General features: G+C 62.8%; 18 protein-coding genes. 9 read left to right on the top strand and 9 right to left on the bottom strand.

The window, feature by feature from the left end; genetic code table 11:
- Positions 1-51 precede the first annotated feature (51 nt).
- From AC0L2P_RS03025 to AC0L2P_RS03005, 5 genes are all read left to right on the top strand, one after another.
- Complete coding sequence (locus tag AC0L2P_RS03025) at positions 52-1,200, top strand: acyl-CoA dehydrogenase family protein (RefSeq protein WP_473499781.1); 1,149 nt, start codon at positions 52-54, stop codon at positions 1,198-1,200.
- A gap of 74 nt (positions 1,201-1,274) precedes the next feature.
- Entirely contained in the window at positions 1,275-1,670 is a 396-nt protein-coding gene (locus AC0L2P_RS03020) for a RidA family protein (protein ID WP_473499780.1), read from the top strand.
- Between the two features lie 177 nt (positions 1,671-1,847).
- Positions 1,848-2,639, top strand: coding sequence for an ABC transporter substrate-binding protein (locus AC0L2P_RS03015; protein ID WP_473499779.1), 792 nt, complete (start codon positions 1,848-1,850; stop codon positions 2,637-2,639).
- Between the two features lie 109 nt (positions 2,640-2,748).
- Entirely contained in the window at positions 2,749-3,423 is a 675-nt protein-coding gene (locus AC0L2P_RS03010; protein ID WP_473499778.1) for an amino acid ABC transporter permease, read from the top strand.
- A 30-nt stretch (positions 3,424-3,453) separates the two neighbouring features.
- Positions 3,454-4,746 carry a cysteine desulfurase-like protein gene (locus AC0L2P_RS03005; RefSeq protein ID WP_473499777.1) on the top strand — a complete coding sequence of 431 codons (1,293 nt, stop codon included), beginning with the start codon at positions 3,454-3,456 and terminating at the stop codon, positions 4,744-4,746.
- Here the strand turns inward: AC0L2P_RS03005 and AC0L2P_RS03000 are convergent.
- Positions 4,677-5,549, bottom strand: a complete 873-nt coding sequence (locus AC0L2P_RS03000; protein WP_473499776.1) for an NAD(P)H-dependent oxidoreductase — start codon at positions 5,547-5,549, stop codon at positions 4,677-4,679. The genes AC0L2P_RS03005 and AC0L2P_RS03000 overlap by 70 nt on opposite strands.
- Before the next feature lie 93 nt (positions 5,550-5,642).
- On the opposite strand from AC0L2P_RS03000, the gene AC0L2P_RS02995 reads away from it, so the two are divergent.
- Entirely contained in the window at positions 5,643-6,563 is a 921-nt protein-coding gene (locus AC0L2P_RS02995) for a LysR family transcriptional regulator (RefSeq protein ID WP_473499775.1), read from the top strand.
- A gap of 18 nt (positions 6,564-6,581) precedes the next feature.
- Here the strand turns inward: AC0L2P_RS02995 and AC0L2P_RS02990 are convergent, their stop codons facing one another.
- From AC0L2P_RS02990 to AC0L2P_RS02965, 6 genes are all read right to left on the bottom strand, one after another.
- Positions 6,582-7,412, bottom strand: a complete 831-nt coding sequence (locus tag AC0L2P_RS02990) for a dipeptide ABC transporter ATP-binding protein (RefSeq protein ID WP_254816240.1) — start codon at positions 7,410-7,412, stop codon at positions 6,582-6,584.
- Positions 7,409-8,284, bottom strand: coding sequence for an ABC transporter ATP-binding protein (locus AC0L2P_RS02985; protein WP_473499774.1), 876 nt, complete (start codon positions 8,282-8,284; stop codon positions 7,409-7,411). The genes AC0L2P_RS02990 and AC0L2P_RS02985 overlap by 4 nt, the downstream gene beginning before the upstream one ends.
- 4 nt (positions 8,285-8,288) lie before the next feature.
- On the bottom strand, positions 8,289-9,206 hold the full coding sequence (locus tag AC0L2P_RS02980) for an ABC transporter permease subunit (protein WP_473499773.1): 918 nt from the start codon (positions 9,204-9,206) through the stop codon (positions 8,289-8,291).
- A 1-nt stretch (position 9,207) separates the two neighbouring features.
- A complete protein-coding gene (locus AC0L2P_RS02975; protein ID WP_254816243.1) occupies positions 9,208-10,215 on the bottom strand; it encodes an ABC transporter permease subunit in 1,008 nt (335 codons plus the stop codon).
- 58 nt (positions 10,216-10,273) lie between these two features.
- Positions 10,274-11,866: an ABC transporter substrate-binding protein gene (locus AC0L2P_RS02970; protein WP_473499772.1), complete on the bottom strand. Its 1,593-nt coding sequence runs from the start codon at positions 11,864-11,866 to the stop codon at positions 10,274-10,276.
- 239 nt (positions 11,867-12,105) lie between these two features.
- On the bottom strand, positions 12,106-12,513 hold the full coding sequence (locus tag AC0L2P_RS02965) for a hypothetical protein (RefSeq protein WP_473499771.1): 408 nt from the start codon (positions 12,511-12,513) through the stop codon (positions 12,106-12,108).
- Positions 12,514-12,601: 88 nt separating this feature from the next.
- Between AC0L2P_RS02965 and AC0L2P_RS02960 the strand changes: the two genes are divergently transcribed.
- Both AC0L2P_RS02960 and AC0L2P_RS02955 read left to right on the top strand, forming a co-directional pair.
- Positions 12,602-14,305: a long-chain-fatty-acid--CoA ligase gene (locus AC0L2P_RS02960; protein WP_473499770.1), complete on the top strand. Its 1,704-nt coding sequence runs from the start codon at positions 12,602-12,604 to the stop codon at positions 14,303-14,305.
- A gap of 7 nt (positions 14,306-14,312) precedes the next feature.
- The gene (locus AC0L2P_RS02955; RefSeq protein WP_473499769.1) at positions 14,313-15,047 is read left to right on the top strand and encodes a class I SAM-dependent methyltransferase; all 735 of its coding nucleotides are present in this window, start codon (positions 14,313-14,315) and stop codon (positions 15,045-15,047) included.
- On the opposite strand, the gene AC0L2P_RS02950 is transcribed toward AC0L2P_RS02955, so the two are convergent.
- Both AC0L2P_RS02950 and pgi read right to left on the bottom strand, forming a co-directional pair.
- Positions 15,031-15,753 carry an HAD family hydrolase gene (locus tag AC0L2P_RS02950; RefSeq protein ID WP_473499768.1) on the bottom strand — a complete coding sequence of 241 codons (723 nt, stop codon included), beginning with the start codon at positions 15,751-15,753 and terminating at the stop codon, positions 15,031-15,033. The genes AC0L2P_RS02955 and AC0L2P_RS02950 overlap by 17 nt on opposite strands.
- Positions 15,754-15,758: 5 nt before the next feature.
- Complete coding sequence (gene pgi / locus AC0L2P_RS02945; protein WP_473499767.1) at positions 15,759-17,402, bottom strand: glucose-6-phosphate isomerase; 1,644 nt, start codon at positions 17,400-17,402, stop codon at positions 15,759-15,761.
- A gap of 254 nt (positions 17,403-17,656) precedes the next feature.
- Between pgi and pdxR the strand changes: the two genes are divergently transcribed.
- On the top strand, positions 17,657-19,150 hold the full coding sequence (gene pdxR, locus AC0L2P_RS02940; protein WP_352488079.1) for a MocR-like pyridoxine biosynthesis transcription factor PdxR: 1,494 nt from the start codon (positions 17,657-17,659) through the stop codon (positions 19,148-19,150).
- The last annotated feature ends 91 nt before the right edge of the window (positions 19,151-19,241 follow it).

Genomic DNA, 19,241 nt, shown 5'->3' with positions numbered 1-19,241 from the left:
ACAGAGGGGGGCGCCGTAGAGCGCAGGGGCTGGAGAGCGGCGGAGGCAGAAATGCCTGACCGTTCCTTCCTTACCTGGCCGTTCTTCGAGGACCATCACCGCGAGTTGGCGGAGCGGCTGGAGGCATGGTGCGCCAAGAACCTGCCGGTCGCGCATGACGATGTCGACGCGGCCTGCCGCGAGCTGGTGGCCAAGCTCGGCCAAGACGGCTGGCTGAAGCCGACGGCGCTCGATACCGACAATCCCTCACCGCTCGACGTGCGCACACTCTGCCTCACGCGCGAGACGCTGGCCCGGCATGACGGGCTGGCCGATTTCGCCTTCGCCATGCAAGGGCTCGGCACCGGTGCGCTCAGCCTGTTCGGCTCGCCCGAGCAGCAGAGCTGGTTGGCGAAGACGCGGGCCGGCAAAGCGATTTCGGCTTTCGCACTGTCGGAGCCGCGCTCGGGCTCGGACGTCGCCAACATGGAAATGACGGCCAGGCGTGACGGCGACAGCTATCTTCTATCCGGCGAAAAGAGCTGGATCTCCAACGGCGGTATCGCTGACTTTTATGTTGTCTTTGCCCGGACCGGCGAGGCGCCCGGCGCCAAGGGGCTTTCCGCCTTTGTCGTGCCTTCCGAAACCGAGGGGCTGATCGTTGCCGAGCGGCTGGAGGTGATTGCGCCGCACCCGCTCGCCCGGCTGTCCTTCGACAATGCACGCATTCCAGCCTCGGCGCTGATCGGCAAACCCGGTGACGGTTTTCGCATCGCCATGTCCGTGCTCGACGTGTTCCGTTCGACCGTCGGCGCAGCGGCGCTCGGCTTTGCCCGGCGCGCGCTGGACGAAAGCATCGCAAGAGTGGCCGAGCGCAGCCTGTTCGGTGCACCGATGGCCGAGCTGCAGATGGTGCAGGGCCACATCGCCGATATGGCGCTGGATGTCGATGCCGCCGCGCTGCTGGTCTATCGTGCCGCCTGGACCAAGGACATGGGCGCGGCTCGGGTTACCCGCGAAGCCGCCATGGCCAAGCTGTTCGCTACCGACAAAGCGCAAGGGGTGATCGACAAGGCTGTGCAGCTGCATGGCGGCGACGGCGTCCGCAAGGGTCATATCGTCGAAAGCTTGTATCGTGAGATCCGGGCGCTGCGCATCTACGAGGGAGCGTCCGACGTGCAGAAGGTAGTGATTGCACGGCAGGTGATGGGGGCGGCCTGAGACCGGAGTTGTGTGGAAGAATTGATTGTCTTTGAGTTTTAAGCGACCGGATTTGAGCATTGGGAGGTTTTGACATGCACACCATCCTGCAGCCGGAAGGCTGGGCGAAACCCGTCGGCTACGCCAATGGCGTCGCCGCGCGTGGACAGCTTGTCTTCGTCGGCGGGCAGGTCGGCTGGAACGGACAGGGCCGCTTCGAGACCGATGATCTTGTCGGCCAGGTGCGGCAGACGCTGGCCAATATTGTCGCCGTGCTCGCCGAGGCCGGCGCCACGCCTGATCATATCACCTCGATGACCTGGTACTTTACCGACAAGGCGGAATATCTGGCCAATCTCAAGGGGATCGGCGAGGTCTATCGCGAGGTGATCGGCCGGCATTTTCCTGCGATGGCCGCTATCCAGGTGATGGCGCTTGTCGAGGACCGCGCCAAGGTTGAGATCCAGGCCACGGCGGTTATTCCGGAGTGACGGCAACACGCGGCAAATTTTTTAAGCTTAAAACTTTCGCCTTGAAAAGCGCGGTACTTTGGATAGCATCCGATCTTACGACTGCCGTGCCGGGAGGGCTTTCCGGCAGTCCGGTCACTTGGCGTATCAAAGCCGTGCGGGGGCCAACCCGTCCGATCACAACCAGAGGGAACGAAAATGAATTTCACCCGTCGCAACCTGCTGCTTCTTGCTGCCGCCATCGGCATCGCCAGCGGCCCGGCCTATGCCGAAGGCACGCTGAATGTCGGCGCCTATCCGACCAATCCGCCTTTTGAATACAAGAACGAGAGCGGCACATTCGAGGGTTTCGAAGTCGACATCATCAATGAGGCGGCAAAGCGTATCGGCATGACCACTGATATCGCCGACCTCGGTTTCCAGGCGCTGTTCGCCGCCACCACCTCGAAGCGCATCGACGTCGCCATCTCGTCGATCACCATCACGCCGGAGCGGCTGAAGTCCCAGTCGTTCACGCAGCCCTACTATGATTCCGACATGGGCATCGCCGCGAAGGCCGACAGCCCAATCAAGGCCGAGGCCGACCTCAAGGGCAAGATCGTCGGCGTGCTGTCCGGCTCAACCGGCGAAGCCTGGGTCAAGGCCCACCAGGAAGCGGACGGGTTCAGTGACGTCAAAGGCTACGACACGCAGCAGAATTTGCTGCTCGATCTCAGCTCCGGCCGCGTCGATGCGGCGGTCAGCGATATTCCGGGCCTGGAATATTCTTTCACCAGGATGAAGGATCTCGCGGTAAAAGAGCGCATCAAGACCGGCGAGCAGTACGGTCTGATGATGACCAAGGACCACCCGCTGCTCGGCAAGCTGAACGACGCGCTGACCGCGATGAAGAAGGACGGCACCTTGGCCGCGATCCACAAGAAGTGGTTCGGCAGCGACGCACCGGCCGATTCCTCGACCGTCAAGGAAATGCCTGTACCGAAGGCCTGAGCGACAGTTCGCGCTTAAATTTCGTGCCGGCTTTCGTACCGGCACGATTTCGGGATTTCGGGCTGGGGCTCGAGCGTCGCGGGACGCCAAACGTTTCGGAAATGCTGCGATGTCGCTGCTGGACACCTTCTTCAACGCCGACGTCATGGTCTCCAGCCTGCCGGCGCTGCTGCGCGGTTTCCTGAACACGCTGCTGCTCGGAATCATGAGCATCGGCATCGGTATTCCCGTCGGCCTCGCGATCAGCCTGGTGCGGCTCTATGCGCCAAAGCCGCTTCGGCTGCTGGCTATCGGCTACATCGACATTTTCCGGGCGATGCCGGTGCTGGTGGTGCTGATCCTGATCTACTATGCGCTGCCGTTCCTCGGCATTCGCCTGTCATCGTGGACGTCCGCGGTGATGGCGTTCGCCATCATCATGGCGGCCTATTCGGCCGAGGTGTTCCGCTCGGGCATACAAAGCATTCCGCGCGGCCAGTTCGAGGCGGCGCAGGCGCTCGGCCTGCCGTTCTTGCTGACCTTGCGCAAGGTGGTGCTGCCGCAGGCGATCCGCGTCGTCATTCCACCGATGACCAGCAACTGCGTTTCGATGTTCAAGGACACCTCGCTCGCCTCCACGGTAGCCCTGCCCGAACTGCTGAAGGAAGCGACCAACGCGCAATCGCTCTATGCCAACCCCTCACCGCTGATCGGCGCGGCGCTGGTCTACCTCATCTTTCTCTGGCCGATGGTCCGTCTCGTCAGCCTCCTTGAACGCCGCTTTCAAACCGAAAAGACCCGCTGATTCTGTCAGCGCACTTCGCAGGAGACGACCTTGAACCAGCATCAGATTTCGAAAACCGGCGATGCTGCAGCTTTCCCGGTCGAGACGATCCGCGCCATGTTCCCCGCCTTGCAGCAGGCGGGCGACTTCGTCTTCATGGACAACGCTGCCGGCGCGCAGATCCCGCAAAGCGTGCTCGATGCGGTCACCAACCATTTGGTCGCGCATAATGTGCAGCGCGGCGGCCGCTACGGACGCAGCATCACCGTCGACCAAGCCGTCGCCGGCGCGCGCGAAAGCGTGGCGTTGCTGATCAACGCCACCAACCCGGCGGAGATCTGTTTCGGCATGAACGCCACTTCTTTCATCCGCCTGGTCAGCCTCGGCATCGGCCAGATGCTTTCCGAGCGCCCAAATGGGGGACGTGACGAGATCGTCATCACCGACATGGATCACGACGCCAATATCGCGACGTGGCTGGCGCTGGCGCCGGCCGGCGCCAAGTTCAAATGGTGGCGGATGCGCGAAGACGGCAATCTGCATGTCGATGATTTGCGCCCGCTGGTCTCAGAGCGCACCCGGCTCGTGGCCTGCACGGTGACGGCGCATTCGATCGGCTCGATTGTCGACGTTGCTTCAGTGGCTAGGATTGCGCATGCGGCAGGCGCCGAAGTGTTCCTGGACTGCGTGCATTATGGGCCGCACGGGTTAATCGATGTGCAGGCTTGGGATTGCGACTATCTGGTCTGCTCCGGCTATAAGAATTTCTCGCCGCATATGGGCTTCCTGTGGGGCCGCTTCGAAACGTTGAAGCGCTTGCCGACCTTCCGCGAGGATTTCATCCCCGACGAGCCGCCCTACAAGATCGAGGCCGGCACCTTCATTTACGAGAACGTCTCCGGCATGGATGCCGCGGTGCGCTACCTCGAATCGATCGGCCGCAATTTTGCTCCAGCCAATAACCGGTCGCGCCGCGACAACATCGTCGCCGGCATGAATGCCATCCGCGACTACGAGCAGGTGCTGGCGCGCGAAATGCTGGCGGTGCTCAAAGATTGCGGCGCTACGATCTACGGCGTGGCCGAAGAGGCACGCCTCAGCGAGCGCGTGCCGACCTTCTGCTTCAACATCGGCACGCTGTCGCCGCAGAGGATCGTCGAGGAAATGGCCGAGATGCAGATCGGCATTCGCGACGGCCACATGTATGCGCCGCGCCTGATGAAGCGGCTCAACCTCAGCATGGACAGCGGCGCGGTGCGCGCCTCGCTGGTGCATTACAATACGATCGAGGAAGTCCGGCGCTTCGGCGAGGCGCTCCGCACCATCATCGCCCGGCTGTCCTGATCGGGCTGACCGGCGGCGCCTGCGCGATTCTCGTGGAGCGCGAAGGCGGTCGCACCCGGGTTCTCCAGGCCGGGGCGCAATTGCATGCTCGGGATCAAGTAATCGCCGCCATTCTGCTGCCGATAAGGAACGGGCCGGATTGTCTCGAGCGTCCGCATCCTCTCGCGCAGTCGCTCCGCGACAGGCTCGAAATCGGCCTCCCCGAAACGGTCCACCCTGTAGACCACGAACGGCGGAAGCACGTCGTAGCCCGGATAGTAGAGAATCCCGTGATTGATCGGGAACAGCAGATCGTCTATCGGGCCGTTGACGCCGCGGGCGGAATAATGCTCCTCCCAGCCGCCGGTGGTCACGATCAGCATTGCGCGCTTGCCGGCGAGCGTTCCCTCACCAAAGCGGTCGCCCCACCGCTCGTCGCTGTGCTCGCCAACGCCATAGGCGAAGCCGTAGGCGTACACCCGGTCGACCCAGCCCTTGAGGATCGCCGGCATGGCGTACCACCACAGCGGGAACTGGAGGATCAGGGTGTCGGCCCATAGCAGCTTGCCGATCTCGGCTTTGACGTCATCGGTCAGAGTGTTCGTCGCGAAAGCCTTTTTGGAGGCGCCGGCCGGCAGGAAACGTGCTTCGGGCGGCCACGACGGAAAGTCGGCACGGTCCACCTCGGATTTCCAGCCGTCGGCATAGAGGTCGGACACCCGCACCTCGTGGCCCTGGGCCTGGAGTTCCCTGATGGCGACGTCACGTAACGCGCCGTTGAGCGAACGCGGTTCAGGATGAGCAAAAACAAGCAGGACTTTCATGGGTCTACTCCGAAGAAGGACGATAGACACCAAAGATAGCGAGCCATGGGCTGATCCACTATATGTAGGAAATGTATAAGATAATGCCGAATAGTGGATAGATCGGACGTCACCCTCGAGCGCATGCGCACCTTCGTTCGCGTCGCCGAGCGCGGCAGCCTCTCGGCGGTGGCGCGCGAGCTCGGAATTGGGCAGTCGACGGTCACACGGCATTTGCGGGAACTCGAGGAGGCCGTCGGCGTGCCCCTGCTCAGCAGGACCACCCGGCGTGTCACGATGACCGATGAAGGCAGCCGTTACTATGCCGACAGCGTCCAGGTCCTGCGCCTCGTTGAGCAGGCCGGCGACGAGGCGCGGGGCACGCGCGGCGCGTCGGCCGGCACGATCCGGATATCCTGCACGGCGGCGCTCGGGGTCTTGCATGTCAGCCGGCTGATCTTCGGCTTTCAGGACAGCTATCCCGACATCGGCATCGATCTCAGCCTCACCGACGAGCGCATAGATCTTGTGCGGGAGGGCGTCGACATCGCGCTTCGCCTTGGCCCGCTCACCAACAGCTCAATGAAACTGCGGGCGCTCGGCCAGTCTCGACGTTTGCTGGTGGCGGCGCCGGCCTATCTGGCGGCGCGGGGCAGACCGGCTGTCCCGCAGGATCTGCCTGGCCATGAAGGCATCCGGATGTCGAACATCGCGGGAAGCGACACGCTCACCTTGCAGGGGCCGGGCGGCGAGACCTTTGCGGCGCCCTTTGGCGGGCGATTTCGTGTGGACCATGGGCTTGCCGCGCGCGAAGCCCTTGTCGCCGGACGTGGTATCGCACCCGCGCACCACTGGCTTGTCGACGATCTTCTGACGGCCGGCCGGCTGGAGGTGGTCATGCCCGGCTATTTTCCGCCTCCCGTCCCGCTGAGCATGCTGATCGTTCCGGAACGCGCCGGTGTTGCCCGGGTGCGGCTGCTGGTCGACTTTCTCGCCGAGCAGATTGCCGGCATTGCGGGGATCCAGAAACCGTAGCCGGCAAACATCGCCGGATCAGGCGGCCTTCTTCTTCGCCAACCTTGCCTTGATACTGGCGACGTCGGCACGCGGCGTCGCCGCGAACAGGGTCCTGGTGTAGCTGTGCTTGGGGTCGGCGAAGACCTCGTCGCGCGAGCCGTATTCGACCGCTTCGCCGAAATACATCACCATCACGTCGTCGGCGATATAGCGTACCACGGACAGGTCGTGGCTGATGAAAACATAGGTCAGTTGGAATTCGTCCTGCAGGTCGGCGAGCAGGTTCAGCACCTGCGCCTGCACCGAAAGATCAAGTGCCGAGACGGGCTCGTCCAGCACCAGAAGACTGGGGTTGAGCATCAGCGCGCGGGCAATGGCGATGCGCTGGCGCTGGCCGCCCGAAAACATATGCGGGTAGCGATTGTAATGCTCGGGACCGAGACCGACCTTCTTCAGCATCTTCATGGCGAGATCGCGCCGCTCGTCGGCCGTGCTGTCGGTGTTGATGAGCAACGGCTCGCCAAGCACGTCGCCGATCTTCTGGCGCGGATTGAGCGAACCATAGGGGTTCTGGAAGACGATCTGCACCTTGCGCCGCATTTCCTTCGACAGGCCGTCCCTGGCGATGTCTACCTTCTTGCCGTCGATGAAAAGCTCGCCGGAGGTCGCCGGATCGATCAGGGTGATGATGCGGGCGAGTGTTGACTTGCCGCAGCCGCTCTCGCCGACGATCGCCAGCGTCTTGCCCTTGTCGACGCTGAACGAAACGCCCTTGACCGCATGAACCGTACGGGAGGGGCGGAAAAGCCCGCCGCCGACATGATAGTCGCGCACGATGTTCTTGCCTTCGACTACCGTCACACTCATGTGGCGGTTCCTCCTGCGGACCGGGCTGCGACTACAGACGGGGCCGGCTCGAACAGCATGTCGGAAACAGTAGGCAGCCGGTCGCCGACGGCGTTTTCCGGCAGCGCCGACAGGAGCGCGCGCGTGTAGTTGCTCTTGGGGGACTCGAACAGCGACAGCACGTCGGCCTCTTCCATCTTGCGGCCCTTATACTGGACGATGACACGGTCGGCGGTCTCGGCGACGACGCCCATATTGTGGGTGATCATGATCAGGCCCATGCCATATTTTGCCTGCAGGCCGACCAGCAAATCGAGGATCTGCTTCTGGATGGTGACGTCGAGTGCCGTGGTTGGCTCGTCGGCGATCAAAAGCTTGGGATTGCAGGCGATGGCGATGGCGATCATGACGCGCTGGCACTGGCCGCCCGACATCTGATGCGGGAAGGAGCCCAGCCGTTCCTCGGGCTCGGCGATGCCGACGAGCTTCATCAGTTCGATGGCGCGCGCCCGGCGCTGGCCGCGGTCCATGCCCATATGAAAGCGCAGCACCTCCTCGATCTGGAAGCCGACGGTAAAGCACGGGTTGAGGCTGGCGACCGGCTCCTGGAAGATCATGGAGATGTCCTTACCGACGATCTTGCGCCGCTCGGATGGGCCGAGCTGAAGCAGGTCGATGCCGTCGAAGGCCATGCGGTCCGCCCTCACCGTCGCCGTGTTGGGCAAAAGCCCCATCACCGCCAGCATCGCCACCGATTTTCCGGAACCGGATTCGCCGACGATCGCCAGCACCTCGCGCGGTTCGATCGACAGGTCGATGCCTTGTACCGCCATGAATGGTCCAGCGGCGGTGTCGAAGGAAACGGTCAGGTTCTTGATCTCGAGAAGAGGCATTGGATTATGACCTCTTCAGCTTGGGATCGAAGGCATCGCGCAAGCCGTCGCCGATCAGATTGATGGCAAGCACAGTGATCAGGATGGCAAGGCCGGGGAAGGTCACCACCCAAGGCGCGCGCAGAATGAACTCGCGCGCCGAGGCGAGCATCGTGCCCCATTCCGGCGTCGGCGGCTGCGCACCGACACCGAGGAAGCCGAGCGCCGCAGCCTCGAGAATAGCGTTGGAGAAGGACAGCGTCGCCTGCACGATCAGCGGCGCCAGGCAGTTCGGCAGGATCGTCCTCACCATCAAGCGAAGATGACCGGCACCAGCCACCTTGGCGGAGATCACATATTCGCGGTTCTTTTCGGCCATCACGGCGGCGCGGGTGAGACGCGCGAAATGCGGCTGCAGCACCAGTGCGATCGCCAGCATGGCGTTGAACAGGCCGGGGCCGAGGATCGCCACCAGCACCAGCGCCAGAAGCAGCGACGGGAAGGCCAGGATGATATCCATGATGCGCATGATCAGCGTGTCGACCCAGCCGCGGAAATAGCCGGCGAGCACGCCAAGCACGATGCCGCTGGTGAGCGAGAAGACGACAACCACCAGGCCGATGAACAGCGAAAAACGCGCCCCGAAGATCAACCGTGAAAGCATGTCACGGCCGACAGCATCGGTGCCGAGCAGGAACATCGTTTTGCCGCCTTCCTGCCAGGCAGGGGGCGCCAGCAGCGCATCGCGAAACTGCTCGTCGGGCGAATGTGGGGCGACGAACGGCGCAAAGATCGCCACCAGCACCAGCGCCGAAAACACGACAAGGCCAATGACGGCCCCAGTGTTCATCGAGAAGTAGTGCCAGAACTCGGCGAAAGCGCGTTGCCTGCCACCTGTCGGGATGGAGGCGGCGGTAGCTTCGGCGGCGGATTCGTCGGTCATCTCACTGCACCCGGATGCGCGGATTGATGACGGCGTAGAGCACGTCGACGATCAGGTTCACCGCCATGACGATCAGCGCGATGATCAGCAATCCGCTCTGGACGACGACATAGTCGCGCTTGCCGATGGCGTCGATCATCCATTTGCCGATGCCTGGCCAGGAAAAAATGGTTTCGGTCAAAATGGCGCCCGCCATCAACGTGCCGACCTGCAGTCCAATGGTGGTGACCACCGGGATCAGCGCGTTGCGAAAAGCGTGCAGCCCGATGACACGGCGCGGCGCCAGGCCCTTGGCGCGCGCGGTGCGGACATAATCCTCGCCCAGCACCTCGAGCATCGCCGAGCGCGTCTGGCGTGCTATGACGGCAAGCGGGATCGTCGCCAGCACGATCGAGGGCAGGATCAAATGGCTGACGGCGGATTTGAAAGCGCCGCTCCTGCCGGAGATCAGGCTGTCGATGAGCATGAACCCGGTTGTCGGCCTGAAGAAATACTGCAGGCCGATGCGGCCGGAAACCGGCGTCCAGCCGAGATAGCCGGAGAAGAAGATAATGAGCAGCAGCCCCCACCAGAAGATCGGCATCGAATAGCCGGTCAGCGCGACACCCATCGTCGCCTGGTCGAACCACGAGCCGCGCTTGACCGCAGCGAAAATGCCGGCGGGGATGCCAAGCAGTATGGCGATGATCAACGCCACCGTCGCCAGTTCCAGCGTGGCCGGAAACAGCGCCTGGAATTCGCCGAGCACTGGCCGCTTGGTGGCAATCGATATGCCGAAATCGCCGGTCAGGACCCTGCCGATATATTCAAGGTACTGGATGACATAGGGCCGGTTATAGCCAAACTGCTCAATGAGCTGGGCGTAGCGCTCGGGGCTGACACCGCGCTCGCCGGCCAGGGCCAGGATCGGATCGCCCGGCAGAAGCCGGACGAAAGCGAACGCCGCCAGCGATATGCCGAACACGGTCGGGATGATCAAAGCGAGCTTGTGGAGGAGATAACGGAGCATCTTGCTTCATAGAACGGCGGCGCTGGGAGTCCAGCGCCGCCGTTCAATTTCTCAGAACTTATTCGCTGACGTCGACGCCATCAAACCGATGAATGCCAAGCGGGTCCATAGCGAAGCCCGCGACCTTCTTGTTCATCGGCATGAAGACCTTGGAGTGGGCGATGGTCAGCCACGGGGCCTCACGCTTGAACACGGCCTGAGCTTCCTCGTAGATCTTGGTGCGCTCGGCGACGTCGGTCGTCGCCTTGCCCTTCTTCAGCAGGCCTTCGAACTCCTGATTGCACCAGATTGCATAGTTGGACTGGCCGATGGCATCGCAACCGAGCAGGAAAAAGAAGTTGTCCGGATCGCCATTGTCACCGGTCCAGCCCAGCTGGAAGGCGCCGTCGCGATCCTTAGCCTTGCCGCGCTGGCGGTACTCGGTCCATTCGTAGCTGACGATCTCCGCCTTGACGCCGACGGCGGCATAGTCGGCCTGGATCAACTCGGCGACGCGCTGGGCGTTCGGGTTGTAGGGACGGCTGACCGGCATAGCCCAGATCTTCATCGACAGATCCTTGACGCCCGCGTCGGCCAGCATCTTCTTGGCCGCCTCTGGATCATAGGGATCGTCCTTGATGTCCTTGTTATAGGACCACATGGTCGGCGGGATCGGGTTGATGGCCGGCGCGCCGGCGCCTTGATAGACCGCGTCGATGATCGCCTTCTTGTTCACCGCCATGTTGAGGGCCTTGCGGACCTCGACCTTGTCGAAGGGCGGCTGCGTCGTGTTGTAAGCCATGTAGCCGATGTTCAGGCCTTCCTGCTCGTCGACCTTGAGGTTCGTGTCGGCCTGCAGTCCGGCAATGTCGGCCGGCGCCGGGTATGACATGATATCGCACTCGCCCGCCTTCAGCTTCTGCGCGCGTACTGCCGGGTCGGGCGTGATGGCGAAGATCAGATCATCGATCTTCTGGCGGCCGCCATAGTAGCCGTCCCATGCCGCATAGCGCACGACCGCATCGACCTGATAGTCGACGAACTGGAACGGACCAGTGCCGACCGGCTTCTGGGTGAACTGCTGCCTGGTGCCGGCCTTGTCGAGCTGGTCGGCATATTCCTTGGAGACGATCGAGGCGAAATCCATGCCGAGATCCGGCAGGAACGCGACTTCAGGCTTGTTCAGTACGAATTTGACCGTCAGGTCGTCGACCTTGACGATTTCCTTCAGGAGATCGGGGAAGCCCATGCCGGTGAAATATTCCCAGCCGGTACCTTCCAGATAGCTGTACCACGGGCTTTCTTTCTTCCACTGGCGTTCGAAGGAAAAGATCACGTCGTCGGCGTTGAGGTCGCGCGTTGGCGTGAAATAATCCGTCGTCTGGAATTTCACACCCGGGCGAAGCTTGAAGGTGTATTCGAGACCGTCGTCAGAAACTGTCCAGCTCTCAGCCAGGCCGGGCGAGATGGTGGTCTTGCCATGCTCGAACTCGACCAGGCGCGAATAGATGGTGCGCGACGAGGCATCGAAGTCGTTGCCGCCGCTCCATGGCGACGGGTCGAAGCCGGCCGGCGAAGCCTCCGAGCAATAGACCAGTTGTTTTGCATTGGCCACGCCGCCGAGGACGCTTGCAGCCAGCAACGCGGCTGCAAAAGTCAGTTTCTTTTTCATTGAGCACTCCCTGATGTTCTTCCAAGCCCCTCTATCAGGCTCGCGAAGGCCGCATATAAGCACCGTTTTTCTAGCTTTGGAACTGCTTGTTTGCCTAACCCACGGGAAGCAGAAAAAAATTCCGGGACGCGGCAAATTGTGGAAAAAACGAGCCGAATCCGCAGATCACGACATTATTAGCGACTTCATTTTTTTGTTGATCGGCAATGCCGCCAATTGCGGGAATCGAGCCGTTCGGTTCAAGAGATGCGCGTCTGAAAACCGGTCGTGGCCGAGAGGTTTGACGGCAAGTCTTGCCGCACTCCAGGTGGCGAGGCTTGCACGGCCGCCGCTTGTGGCAATACATAGATAGACGGACAGCGGTGCCGGATTTTCTCAGGTCCGGACATTGCGGCAAGCGTGGCATACCTTTGTTCGTCAGCGGCGGCGGTGGCGCGCAAGCGTGCCGAAACAATAAGAACATTGAGGGAGCGACAGGTGGCAAAACCGGCAAAGACAACCACCGCGGCCAAAGCAAAAGCCGAGGCGACATCGAAGGCGGCCAAGCCAAAAGCCGCCGCCGCCAAGCCGACGGCTACCGCGAAGGCAAGCGCAAAGCCCGCGGCGAAGACCACGGCTGGAACGGCTGCTAAACCGGCAACCGGCAAGACGGCGCCTGCCGCAAAGTCTGCCGCCAAGCCGGCGGCGAAGGCAGTGCCGACAGCGCCTCGACCGTTGGCAGGTCCGGCCAAGAGATTGCCTAAGGCGATTACGTCGCTGGCCGCCGGCCTGCCGGAAAAACCGTGGCTCAAGAGTTATCCAAAAATCGTGCCGGCCGAAATCGGCGCCCTGCCCTCCAGCTCGATCGGCGACTTTCTCGTCGCCGTGTGCCAGCAGTTTGCGAATCGGCCGGCCTTCGTCTGCATGGGCAAGTCGATCACCTATGCCGACCTCGAACGACAGTCGGCCGCCTTCGGCGCCTATCTGCAATCAACCGGGCTGCAGAAAGGGTCGCGCGTCGCGCTGATGATGCCGAACGTGCTGCAATATCCGGTGGCGATGATGGCAGTGCTTCGCGCCGGCTATGTCGTGGTGAACATCAATCCGCTCTACACGCCGCGCGAGCTGGAGCACCAGCTCAAGGATTCCGGCGCTCAAGCCATTGTCATCCTCGAAAATTTCGCCTGCACCCTGCAGGCGGTGATCGCCAGGACCGCGGTCAAGCATGTCGTGGTCGCCACGATGGGCGACATGCTCGGTGGGCTCAAGGGAACGATCGTCAACTTCGTTGTACGTCGCGTCAAGAAGATGGTGCCGGCATGGTCACTGCCCGGCCATGTCAAATTCAACGCCGCATTGAAGGCCGGCTCCGGCGTGACCTTCAAACCCGCGGAGGTCGTGGCCGACGACATCGCCTTCCTGCAATATACAGGCGGTACGACCGGCATCTCCAAGGGCGCGATGCTTTTGCACAGCAATGTCTTGGCGAACGTCGCGCAGAACGCGCTCTGGGTCGAAGACGCCTACACGGTCAAACCGAAACCGGCGCATATGAACTTCCTCTGCGCGCTGCCGCTCTACCATATCTTTGCGCTCACCGTGAACGCGATTATGGGCATGCAGCAAGGCGCGCAGAACGTGCTCATTCCCAATCCGCGCGACATTCCCGGCTTCGTCAAGGAGCTGCAGAAATTCCCGATCCACATCTTTCCGGGCCTCAATACGCTGTTCAATGCGCTGCTCAACAATGAGGATTTTCGCAAGCTCGATTTCAAGCCGCTGATCCTGACGCTGGGTGGCGGCATGGCGGTGCAGAAGGGCATCGCCGAGCGTTGGAAGGCGCTGACCGGCTGCCCGATCAGCGAGGCCTACGGACTCTCCGAAACTTCGCCGGGGGCGACCGCCAACAAATTCAGCGATGGCGTTTACACCGGCACGATCGGCCTGCCGCTGCCCTCGACCGAGCTTGCCATCCGCGACGACGACGGCAACAATTTGCCGCTCGGCGAAGTCGGCGAAATCTGCATCCGCGGACCGCAGGTGATGGCCGGCTACTGGAACCGGCCGGACGAGACCGCCAAGGTGATGACCGAGGACGGCTTCTTCAAATCGGGCGACATGGGCTTCATGGACGAGCGCGGCTACACCAAGATCGTCGACCGCAAGAAGGACATGATTCTTGTTTCCGGCTTCAACGTCTATCCGAACGAACTCGAGGAAGTGGTGGCGCAACATCCGGGCGTACTCGAAGTGGCGGCGATCGGCGTGCCGGACGAGCATTCGGGTGAAGTGCCGAAGCTGTTCGTCGTCAAAAAGGACCCCGCACTGACCGCCGAGACGCTGACGGCCTATTGCCGCGAGAACCTGACCGGCTACAAGCGCCCCAGATATATCGAGTTCCGCACCGAACTGCCGAAGACACCTGTCGGCAAGATCCTGCGCCGGGCGTTGCGGGGCTAGGCGCAGCTTGAGCGATTGCATCGCCGGCGCCAACGCCGTGGGTATCGGTTCGCGCCCAGACCCGGCAGAGTTCATCCGGGCGAACATGCGGATCGCGGCAGTGCCTGCGATTCCCGAAATTCGGCTTTACACCGCCCATCCGGGAAGCGGGCTCAGGCGGCTTGTCGAGTGCAACCAACAGGCGACCGAAGAAGACGGACCTGAACCGGAGCCACCGTACTGGGCATATGTCTGGGCCGGCGGTGCGGTGCTCGCCCGCTACATACTCGACCGGCCGGAGACCGTGGCCGGGCGTCGAGTGCTCGACCTCGGCGCCGGTTCGGGTCTCGTCGGTATCGCAGCGGCGAAAGCCGGCGCAAGCGCGGTCGTCGCGGCCGAGATCGACCGTAATGGCGTGGTTGCGCTCGGCCTCAATGCGACGGCGAACGGCGTTGTGATCGCGATGATCGGCGAGGACATCACCAGCGGTCCGCCGCCACCGGTGGATGTCGTGGTGGTCGGCGACCTGTTTTACGCCCATGATCTTGCCGGCCAGGTCGTCCCTTTCCTCGACCGCTGCCTTGCAGCCGGCATCGCCGTGCTGATCGGCGATCCGGGCCGCGCCTATCTGCCCCGCTCGCGGCTTCGCCTGCTGGCCGAATACGAGGTGCCAGATGTCGGCGAAGGCAGGAATGCGGCGATGAAGCCGAGCGGCGTGTTCTCGTTCGGACCAGATAACTGCCAATCTAGACCGTCTCCTTGACCCTTGCCGCAAGAAAATCGGGCAGGTCGGCAACCGAATCCAGGATGACGTCGGCGATCTGCGACAGCGATTCACGTGTGCCGGTGCCGGACAGCACGCCAATCGCCAAGCCGCAGCCGCCGGCGCGCGCCATTTCCAGATCGTGGCGGTTGTCGCCGACCATTGCGATCGTCGCCGGCCTGAGCCCCGTCAGGTCCGAGAAGGCAAGGATTGTATCCGGCGCCGGTTTTGGGTTGGCCACCGCGTCGTAACCATAGGCGGCTTCGAAAAGCTGCGCGACGCCCAGCGTGACCAAAGTCTTTTCCGCGCCGCTGGTCGAGTCGTTGGTGGCGACGCCAAGCCGGTAGGATTTCCTGTGAAGCAGGCCGAGCGTCTCGACCACGCCCGGCAGCGCCACCGCCATTGCCGATCCTTGCGCCGAAGTGATGGCGTTGAAGCGGGCGACGGCAAGCATCTGGTCCTCGTCGGACAGCCGTGGAAACCACAGCTCGACGACGTCCATGTTGGTGCCGGAGGCAAAAATCGAATCCGGCTTGAAGCGCTTGGCTGCGAAATCGAAGCCCGCCGCGGCAAGCAGCCTGTCTGCTTTCCAGCGATCGCCTTCGGCCGCATCCATCGCCATGAAGTCGGCGATGCCCAGCCATGTCGCGTTGAAATCTACGAGCGTGCCGTCCTTGTCGAACAATATTCCCTTGATGTCCGCCAAGCTTTTCACTCCGGGCCGCGCAAGCGGTGGATGTATTCCACCAGTCCGGCGGTCGAGGCATCCCGCTTTGCGGCGTTCTCCTTGCCTTCAACGACGGGCAGCAGTCCGGTCGCCAGTTCTTTGCCGAGCTCGACGCCCCACTGGTCGAAGGAGTTGATGTTGAACAGCGTGCCTTCGACGAAGACGCGGTGCTCGTAAAGCGCAATCAGCCGTCCGAACGTGTGCGGGTCGAGTTTCCTGTAGAGGATCGTCACCGAGGGGCGGTCGCCGGAGAAGACGCGGTGCGGAGCAATCCTGTCGACATCAGCGGGTTTCATGCCTTTCGCCAGCATCTGCGCGCGGGCTTCCTCAAGCGTGCGGCCCTTCATGAAGGCTTCCGATTGTGCCAGGCAATTGGCGAGCAGGAGGTCGTGGTGATGCTTCAGTTCCGGCTCGTGGCCGACGGCAGCGGCAAGGAATTCGACCGGAATGAAATCGGTGCCCTGATGCAGAAGCTGGAAAAAGGCATGCTGGCCATTGGTGCCGGGCTCGCCCCAGACCAGCGGGCCGGTCGGCGTTGTTACAGCGCCACCATCCAGGGTGACGCTCTTGCCGTTCGATTCCATGTCGAGCTGCTGCAGATAGGCCGGCAGCCTGGACAGACGCTGATCATAGGGGATGACGGCGCGAGCCGGGTATTTGCAGACCACCCGGTGCCACCAGCCGATCAGCCCCATCAGCGCCGGCAGGTTCTTCGCCAGCGGCGCGGTGCGGAAATGCTCGTCCATCTCATGCGCGCCGTCGAGAAAAGCGCGAAAATTCCTTGGCCCGATGGCGATCATCACCGGCAGGCCGATCGCACCCCAGACGGAATAGCGGCCGCCGACCCAGTCCCAGAAGCCGAAGACGCGGTCGGACGCGATGCCGAATTTGGCGACAAGGTCGAGCGCCGTCGAGACAGCGGCGAAATGCTTGCCGACCGCTTCCTTGCCGAGCGCCTTCTCGACCCATCCGCGCGCGGTCTCGGCATTGGTCATCGTCTCGACCGTGGTGAAGGTCTTGGAGGCGATGACGAACAGGGTGGTTTCGGCGGAAAGACCCTTCAGCGTGTCGTGGATGTGGGCACCGTCGATATTGGACACGTAATGCGCGCGCGGCCCGTCGTGGTAGGGCGCCAGCGCCAGCGTCGCCATGGCCGGGCCGAGATCGGAGCCGCCGATGCCGATGTTGACGATGTCGGTGATCTTCTTGCCGGTCGCGCCGGCCGCCTTGCCGGAACGCACCGCGTCGGCGAAGGCACCCATCGCGTCGAGTACGGCAAGGACTTCCAGCTTCACGTCCTGGCCGTCGAGCACGATGCCCTTTCCGGTCAAGTTGCGCAGCGCCGTATGCAGCACGGCGCGGCCTTCGGTGACGTTGATCTTCTTGCCAGCAAACATCGCGTCGCGCCGGCCTTCGAGGTCGGCGGCCTCGGCCAGCTTCTCCAACAACTCCATCGTCCGCGCATCGACCGCGCATTTCGACCAGTCGAGCAACAGGTCGCCGGCGCTTGCGGAGAATTTCTCGAACCGCTGCGGATCGGCGGCGAAAGCCTCGCGCATCGAGCCCGATTTGGCCGCACGATGATCGCGCAATGCGTCGAGCTGCTTTTGAAAGGACGATTGATCCACTGCTTCGCTCCGGTCTCTTGAGATGCATCTTATCAGGCCGGATGTTTCCGGCGCGTGTCGTCGCGGCAAACTATCGGGTCGAATTCCATCTGTTTCAATGCGCAGCGATGCCGCAGCGCAGCATGGGCCGGCGCAAAGGATCACTGGCATAAATCCCAGCGATCAGAAAAATTGATTGGCGCAACACCTTGTGCCACCGGTACATTCGACTGGTCCAGTCAAATGAAAAAACTGGCCATCGAGGAACATCTCCCATGCCACAGCGAAACGACACGGCCATATGGTCCGGCCTGTTCCGGATTTCGGCGGAATCCGGTCAGACCCTGCAGGCGCAGATCCGCCAGGCGATCGTCGCCGCCATCCTCGACCGGCAGATCGCGGCTTCCATGCCGCTTCCGTCCTGCCGGATTCTTGCCGAAAAACTCGGCGTGGCGCGCGGCACCGTGGTGCTGGCCTTCCAGCAGCTGGTCGACCAGGGCTTCCTGGTGGCGCGCGAGCGCCGCGGCCATTTCGTCAATCCCGAAGTGCTGGCGACGCCGGCCAAGCCGCACCAGAAAGCGCCCGACCAGGCCAACGAGATCGACTGGAAGGCGCGCCGGCAGATCGCGGCGAGCGACATGCCACCGCCAGCCAAGCACGACAACTGGATCAAGTCGTCCTACCCGTTCGTCTATGGCCAGTTCGACCCAGCGCTGTTCCCGACCGCCGAATGGCGCGAGTGCAACCGCATGGCGCTGGCGGTGCTCGAAATCCGCAACTGGGCGTCCGACATGGTCGACCGCGACGATCCGCTCCTGATCGAGCAGATCCAGGCACGGCTGCTGCCGCGACGCGGCATCTTCGCCAATCCGGACGAGATCATCGTGACGCTGGGCGCGCAGAACGCGCTTTACATGCTGGCGACGCTGTTGATGACCAAGGGCTCGAAGGTGGCGATGGAGGACCCGGGCTATCCCGATGCACGTTCGATCTTCCGGCTGGCCGGCGCCGACATCCAGCCGGTTCCGGTCGACCACTCCGGCATCGTGACCTCGGCCATTCCCAATGATTCCGGCTTTGTCTTTGTCACGCCCAGCCACCATTGCCCGACCATGGTACCGCTGTCGGCGGAGCGGCGGCAGGACCTTTTGGCGCGCGCCAACCGGCACAACCAGATCATCATTGAGGACGGATACGACAGCCAGCTCCTGGACGAGGCGCCGCAGCAGGCGCTGAAGAGCCTCGATCGCTCCGGCCGCGTCGTCTACGTCGGCTCGATGTCGAAGACGCTGGCTCCGGGCTTGAGGCTCGGCTACATCGTCGCCTCAGCCGGTCTGATCTCCGAGCTTCGGGCGCTGCGCCGCTTCATGCTGCGTCATCCGCCGGCGAACAACCAGCGCGCCGTTGCTTTGTTCCTGTCGCTCGGCCATCACGAGGCGCTGGTGCGGCGGCTGTCGAGTGCCTTCGACGAGAGGCGCAAGCGTCTGGTCCATGCGATTTCCGCCTTCCTGCCGGAGTGGCGCTCGACCGATTCGGCCGGCGGCACGTCGCTCTGGCTCGAGGGACCGCGCGGCACCGATTCGCGTGGGCTGGCGGAAGCCGCAGCCTCGCGCAGCGTCATCATCGAGCCCGGCGACCGCTTCTTCGACCGCACTGAAAAGCCTTCGCGTTTCATGCGCTTGGGCATTTCCTCGATCGCGTTGCAGCACATCGAACCCGGCATCCGCGAACTGGCGACGGCAGCTGGACGCAGGCCGGCAGCGGCCTGATCTCCCTTCCCCGACCCGGAGCCTGGCGCATGTAGTGCAGCTCCGGTTCTTTAGCTCCTTGGCATATGCGACGGGACCGGCTGGCACATAG

The organism is Mesorhizobium sp. WSM4836, from assembly GCF_055811815.1.
Note: the sequence above shows the minus strand (reverse complement) of the source record. Positions and strands in the feature narration are given on the sequence as shown.